The following is a 6,467-nucleotide window of genomic DNA, read 5'->3' on the forward strand; positions in this document are numbered from 1 at the left end:
GGCAACCAGCCTTCACTTCGCCACGCAGCACGACCGGCGAACCTTCTGAATGCCATGACGGTTGGGCCACTTGATCAGCGTTGCCCTAACCCGGGTTGCCGTCGCGCAGCTCCTCGCCTTTCCATTCAGCTTTTCCTTGTACGACAAGCCGGTCGAGGCGCGACCAGGCCCGTGCCATTTCCGTAGAATCCACCTCCCGTTGTCCTGACCGAGTCTTTGTATGCCGCTTTCAAAACCCCCCTTGAGTCTTGTTCCCACATTGATCTTCTCCTCGCGCTGGCTGCAGTTGCCGTTGTATCTCGGCCTGATTGTTGCCCAGGGTGTCTATGTCGTTCTGTTCATCAAGGAGCTGGTGCATCTGATCCTGCACGCGACCTCATTCGGCGAGCAGCAGATCATGCTGATCGTGCTCGGTCTCATTGATGTGGTGATGATTTCGAACCTGTTGATCATGGTCATCGTCGGCGGTTACGAGACCTTTGTTTCGCGACTCGGCCTGCAAGGCCACCCGGATCAGCCGGAGTGGCTGAGCCATGTCAATGCTTCGGTGCTCAAGGTCAAGCTGGCCATGGCCATCATCGGCATCTCCTCGATCCATCTGCTCAAGACTTTCATCGCTGCCGGCACTCTGGAAGGATTGCCGTTCTGCAAGGGTGACGCTTTGGTCAGCGCGGCCCAGGCGGCGATCAATGGCACTTTGCAAACCTGCTCGACCCTGACCGCCCAGGGGGTCATGTGGCAGACCATCATCCATTGTGTCTTCATACTATCGGCCATCGGCATTGCCTATACCGACCGCCTCATGCAGTCGATTCCACGCGGCAAGCCCGCTGGCGCGCATTGAGGGCTTGTCTGCCGGATCGGCCGTTTAGCGTCAATGCAGCCAGCAATCGCCATGCTTTCGACTCCATCGAACCAGCAAGGGGAAACAAAGTATGCGTATGGGACTGATTATTGCGGGAATTCTGCTGATAGCCATCGGCGCGGCCGCGTTCACCGGCAATCTCAATTTCACCGAGAACAAGGAAGTGCTCAAAGTGGGCGAATTTTCCGCCACGGTGAAGCAGGAGAAGACCGTGCCACAGTGGCTCGGTGGAGCCGGCGCTCTGCTCGGACTCGGCCTGGTTGTCGCCGGAGCGATGCGCAAGCGCTGAAACCGCCGACACTGATTGATGCATCAAGCGGGATCGTCGGCAACGGCGATCCCGCGATTCGTTTCGGCATCGGTTAATCTGGCGCGATGGATGTCTCTCACTTGCTGGATGACCTCAATCCGGCCCAACGCGAAGCGGTCACGGCGTCACGCGGACACTATCTGGTGCTCGCCGGCGCAGGCTCAGGCAAAACCCGCGTTCTTACCCATCGCATCGGTTGGCTGCTTGAAGTCGATCGGGTGTCGCCGTGGTCGATTCTGGCCGTCACTTTCACCAACAAGGCCGCCGCCGAGATGCGCGCGCGGACCCAGAATCTGGTCGGTGATGGGCCACGTGGCCTGACCATTGGCACCTTCCACGGTATTGCGCACCGCTTGCTGCGTCGGCACTGGCGTGAGGCGCGTCTGCCGGAAACCTTCCAGATTCTCGATTCCGACGATCAACACCGCCTGATCAAACGCACCATTCAGGGCCTCGGCATCGACGAGGCGCGGTTTCCGCCGCGTCAGGCGATGTGGTTCATCAACTCGGCCAAGGATGAAGGCAAGCGACCCGAAGCCATCGACGCCGCCGGCAATCCGCTGGCCGGCACGATGATCGATATCTATGTCGCCTACGAACGCGCCTGCCAACGTGCCGGTCTGGTCGATTTCGCCGAGCTGCTGCTGCGCGCGCATGAGTTGTGGCTGCATGACGATGCCTTGCTCGGCCACTATCGCGAGCGCTATCAACACTTGCTGATCGACGAATTCCAGGACACCAATACCCTGCAATACGCGTGGATTCGGGTACTGGCCGGAAACACCGGCCAGGTATTCGTGGTCGGCGATGATGATCAGGCGATCTACGGCTGGCGTGGCGCGCGGGTCGAGAACGTGCAACATTTCCTGCGCGATTTTCCGAACGCGAAGACGATCCGCCTCGAACAGAACTATCGCTCGACTGCGAACATCCTCGGCGCGGCGAATGCGGTGATCGCGCACAACCCGAGTCGCCTCGGCAAGCAATTGTGGACGGCCGACGGCAGCGGCGATCCGATCGAGGTCTACGCCGCCTACAACGAACAGGATGAAGCACGCTTCGTCATCGAACGCATCCGCGAGTACATTCGCGATCACCGTGCGACCGATGTCGCCATCCTCTATCGCTCGAACGCGCAATCACGAAATTTCGAGGAACAACTGGTCCAGCACCAGATCGCCTATCGCGTCTATGGCGGCCAGCGCTTCTTCGATCGCGCCGAAATCAAGGATGCGCTGGCCTATCTGCGCCTGCTTGCAAACCGTCATGACGATGCCGCGTTCGAGCGCGTGGTCAATACACCGACGCGCGGAATCGGCGGGCGCACGATCGATCTGGTGCGTGCGCGTGCACGCCGCGAAGACACCTCGATGTGGGAAGCAGTGCTCGCCGAGTTGACCGACAGCACCCTGACCGGTCGGGCCAGGAACGCATTGCGCGGATTCCTGCAATTGATTGATGAAATGGCCCGCGATTGCCTGGTTGCGCCAGTCAGACATCAAGACGCAGGCCGGGATGATAGTGAGGGAGGGCGGGTGATGAGCGACGACAGCGCTGACGAAGCGCGCAATGTCGTCATTGATGAGCCATTGGCGCTGGCCGAGCAAATGGACCATGTCATCGTCCATACCGGCCTGCGTGATCATCACGAGAAAGACAAGAGCAGTGCCGAATCGCGGTTGGAGAACCTCGGCGAACTGGTCAACGTGGCCAGTCGCTTCGAGCGCACCCCCGAGGATATCGAAGCCGGCCTCTCCGATCTTTCCGCCTTTCTCTCGCATGCCGCGCTGGAGGCCGGTGAGGCGCAGGCCGAAGCCGGCCAGGAGTGCGTGCAACTGATGACGATGCACTCGGCCAAGGGCCTTGAGTTTCCGCTGGTCTTCATCGTCGGACTTGAGGAAGGGCTATTCCCGAACAACAAATCGGTCGAGGAACCGGGTCGGCTCGAAGAAGAGCGCCGTCTTGCCTATGTCGGCATCACTCGTGCTCGCGAACAGCTGATTCTTTGCTATGCCGAAACCCGACGCATCTACGGCATGGAGATGTATGGACGTCCATCCCGTTTCCTCAACGAGATTCCACGCGAGCTGCTGCACGAGATCCGCCCACGCGTCCAGGTCAGTCGTCCATCGCGCGAAACCGGCCACGCCTCGTTGGCGGGAGAGCCGCGCAGCTTCAAGCTCGGACAACGGGTCATTCACGCCAGTTTCGGCGAAGGCGTCGTCGTTGACTTCGAAGGCACGGGCGCGCATACGCGAATCCAGGTCAACTTCGAGAATGCCGGGCAGAAATGGCTGGTGCTGGCGTTCGCCAAGCTGAGTGAGGTCAGTTAGCGGGGAGCGGCAAGCGGTGAGCGGGAAGAGCCATTCAGGCAAATTTGATCGAGTCGCGAAAACGTGGGAAACCTCTGGCAACATGGAAACACATTTCTTGGAGCCCGTTCACGGGCGATCGTTTACTCTGCATCGCGGAAAAAGCATCGCGCCTGAAAGACGCTCCCACAGGTTAGCGACGAAACTGCGTTCCGCTTCTTCCTATTTCCCACTCCCGACTCCCGGCCCCAAATGATCGCCAACATTCCCATTCCCCTCGCCCTCACCGGCATCGTTGTCCTTGGCGTTCTCGCGCAATGGATTGCCTGGCGCGTGCGCCTGCCGGCAATTGTGTTGTTGCTCGCGGTCGGCATCATCGTCGGGCCGGTCCTGCAAGTGCTGGAGCCGGACAAGGTGTTCGGCGAGCTGTTGTTTCCGCTGACCTCGTTGTCAGTCGCGATCATCCTGTTCGAAGGCAGCCTGACTCTGCGCTTCCGCGAGATTCACGGCTTGCGCGGGCCAATCCTCAACCTGGTCACGCTCGGTGCGGCAATCAATATTTTCGTCCTGACCGCGGCGGCCTGGTATTTCCTCGAAGCGCCGATTGGCGTCGCCCTGCTCATCGGCACGATCGGCTGCGTCACCGGCCCGACCGTGGTTTCACCGATGTTGCGTGCGATCCGGCCAAAGCCGGTGATCGACAAGGTGTTGCGCTGGGAGGGCATCATCATCGATCCGATCGGCGCAATGCTTGCGGTCATCGCGCTCGAGTTCGCGATGAAGGGCGGCGACAACGGCACCTGGTGGGTGCTTGGCAAGCTGATTTTGTCCGGCAGCCTGATCGGCGCCTTCGGCGCGCTGTTGCTCGGCGGTCTGCTCAAGCGCCATCTAGTGCCGTGGTATCTGCGCAACGTGGTCACCCTTGCAGTACTGTTCATGGCGTTCACGGCGAGCAACACGATCGCCCATGAGGCGGGCCTGCTCGCGGTCACCGTGATGGGCGTGATGCTGGCCAACACGCGCGGCCTCGACATGGACGATGTGCTCAATTTCAAGGAGAGCCTGACTGTCCTGCTTGTCTCGCTGCTCTTCATCATTCTTGCTGCACGTCTGGATCTCGGCAGTTTCCAGGCGCTCGGCTGGGGCTTCCCGTTGTTTCTGTTCGCGGTGTTCTTCATCGCCCGGCCGATGGCCGTGTTCGCCAGCGCCACGGGTTCGAAACTGACCATGCGCGAGCGCGGCCTGATCGCCTGGATCGGGCCACGCGGTATCGTCGCAGCCGCAGTCGCCTCGTTGTTCGCCCTGCGTCTGGAGGCAGATGGTGTTCCCGGTGGCGAGCTGCTGGTGCCGGCAATTTTCAGCATCATCATTGCCAGTGTTCTTGTGCAGAGTTTCACCGCACGCCGACTGGCCCTGCGCTGGAAACTCGCCGAGGAGCAACCGCTCGGCGTGATCATCGTCGGCTCCGGTCTGGTTCCGGTGACGATTGGCCAGTCCCTGAAAAAAGCCGGCTATGACGTGACCCTTGCCGACAGCAATTGGGATGCGCTCAAACGCGCGCGCATGGCCGATCTGAAAACCTATTTCGGCAGCGTGGTCTCGGATCACGCCGAACACCATCTCGATACCACCGGCGTCGCGCGCCTGCTCGCGATGAGCAATCGCCCGGGCCAGAACACACTGGCCTGCCTGCATTTCCGTTCTGAACTCGGTACCGATGGCGTGTTCGCCCTGCGCACCAGCGAAGACCGCGACAAGGCCAAGCTCACGCTGACCGGCAGCCTCAAGATTCCGTGGCTGTTCGATGACCGCCTCGATGATGTCACGCTTGAAAAGGCCATTGAAAGCGGCGCCGTAATCAAGACCAGCAAGCTCAAGGACAACTACACCCTCGCCGATCTGAAGCAGCGCAGCGAAGGCCTCGCGATCCCGCTATTCGCCATCGATCCGAAGCGGCGCCTGGTTCCGTTCACCTCGAACTCGGAGCCCTCGGTGAAGAGCGGCTGGGAGATCATGGCCTTGCAGATGAAGCCGGAACACCCGATCAGTGTCGATGCCAAGACTCCGCTGCCTGAGCCGGATCTGCCCGACTGATCAGCTGAAACAAATGGTTCAGCTGACTGGCCATAGACTGACGGGATCCGGCGCGTGGACCGCATCCACGCATCGATGAGGAGAAAGCCATGTCGGAAGACGCCGCCAAGACAGCCGCCGAGCATCTCGCTGATACGCTTGCCCAGCTCAAGGAAATGCGCCACTACTCGAAATCCAACGTCGAAAATCTGACCGCGTCATGGATCCTTTTCGAGGGCGAACTCAAGAGCCTCAAGCAAACCGGAAAATTCGAAGACCTCATGAACCGGCAAAGCCAGTTCTACGACGCGCTCGAAGAAACCATCGAATCCCTGGAAAAGCAGCACCAGGAAATGACAGCCGTACCGGAAGCGTAGCAATCGGCGCCAGTAACCCTGCACAAGTCGCCCGAACAATGGTTGCATCGGGCGACTTGAATATGCCGTCTCAGTTTTGTCGGCTTGGTGCCAGTCTCAGGTAACTGAGGCGAAAGGCCGCTTCCGACCCGAAGCGGTCGTTCGCTCTGTAACCACGCTCTCGATTGCCGCTGGATAGTGACCTATTAATGTGTCAATACAAGACGCGACCCCAGTTCGCGCAATGAATCGAAACACTCGAACGGTAAAGGCGCTGAATCTGGTAGCGTTCGTCTTGGCTCAGGTGCGTATATCGCATGTGCAACTCCACTTGCCGGTGAGGTTGCGCAGGCTAACGCACCTGGGCCACTTCACTGCGTTGGGTGTTGCACTTCGAAGTTGAACTCACCGTGCAGCGCAACAACAGCATTGCCCGCAACCACGGAAAAGACGACAAATAGAACAATAAAAGCTGCCTGGAGATTCGGAATGGCTGCGAACGCCTCCAGAGCTTTTTCTAATGGTTGCGAGGCGCTTTGCATGGGGCACAA

At 59.8% G+C, this 6,467-nt stretch carries 6 protein-coding genes; 5 read left to right on the plus strand and 1 reads right to left on the minus strand.

Annotation, left to right across the window (positions count from 1 at the left end; all coding sequences use genetic code 11):
* Window positions 1-220 precede the first annotated feature (220 nt).
* From VFN25_RS02850 to VFN25_RS02870, 5 genes are all read left to right on the plus strand, one after another.
* Window positions 221-844, plus strand: a complete 624-nt coding sequence (locus VFN25_RS02850) for a TIGR00645 family protein (protein WP_325138610.1) — start codon at window positions 221-223, stop codon at window positions 842-844.
* Window positions 845-941: 97 nt separating this feature from the next.
* The gene (locus tag VFN25_RS02855) at window positions 942-1,154 is read left to right on the plus strand and encodes a hypothetical protein (RefSeq protein WP_325138612.1); all 213 of its coding nucleotides are present in this window, start codon (window positions 942-944) and stop codon (window positions 1,152-1,154) included.
* Window positions 1,155-1,240: 86 nt separating this feature from the next.
* Entirely contained in the window at window positions 1,241-3,508 is a 2,268-nt protein-coding gene (locus VFN25_RS02860) for a UvrD-helicase domain-containing protein (RefSeq protein ID WP_325138613.1), read from the plus strand.
* Window positions 3,509-3,739: 231 nt separating this feature from the next.
* Window positions 3,740-5,581, plus strand: a complete 1,842-nt coding sequence (locus VFN25_RS02865) for a sodium:proton antiporter (RefSeq protein WP_325138615.1) — start codon at window positions 3,740-3,742, stop codon at window positions 5,579-5,581.
* Between the two features lie 89 nt (window positions 5,582-5,670).
* A complete protein-coding gene (locus VFN25_RS02870) occupies window positions 5,671-5,937 on the plus strand; it encodes a hypothetical protein (RefSeq protein ID WP_325138617.1) in 267 nt (88 codons plus the stop codon).
* Window positions 5,938-6,287: 350 nt separating this feature from the next.
* On the opposite strand, the gene VFN25_RS02875 is transcribed toward VFN25_RS02870, so the two are convergent.
* Window positions 6,288-6,467 (minus strand): hypothetical protein (locus VFN25_RS02875; protein ID WP_325138618.1); only part of this gene is annotated, 180 nt, incomplete at its 5' end.

The sequence above is a fragment of the Dokdonella sp. genome, from assembly GCF_035703485.1.
GTDB lineage: Bacteria > Pseudomonadota > Gammaproteobacteria > Xanthomonadales > Rhodanobacteraceae > Dokdonella.

Coding starts and splice junctions, on each gene's coding strand:
- VFN25_RS02850 (WP_325138610.1), top strand. CDS start 221: ATGCCGCTTTCAAAACCCCCCTTGAGTCTTGTTCCCACATTGATCTTC.
- VFN25_RS02855 (WP_325138612.1), top strand. CDS start 942: ATGGGACTGATTATTGCGGGAATTCTGCTGATAGCCATCGGCGCGGCC.
- VFN25_RS02860 (WP_325138613.1), top strand. CDS start 1,241: ATGGATGTCTCTCACTTGCTGGATGACCTCAATCCGGCCCAACGCGAA.
- VFN25_RS02865 (WP_325138615.1), top strand. CDS start 3,740: ATGATCGCCAACATTCCCATTCCCCTCGCCCTCACCGGCATCGTTGTC.
- VFN25_RS02870 (WP_325138617.1), top strand. CDS start 5,671: ATGTCGGAAGACGCCGCCAAGACAGCCGCCGAGCATCTCGCTGATACG.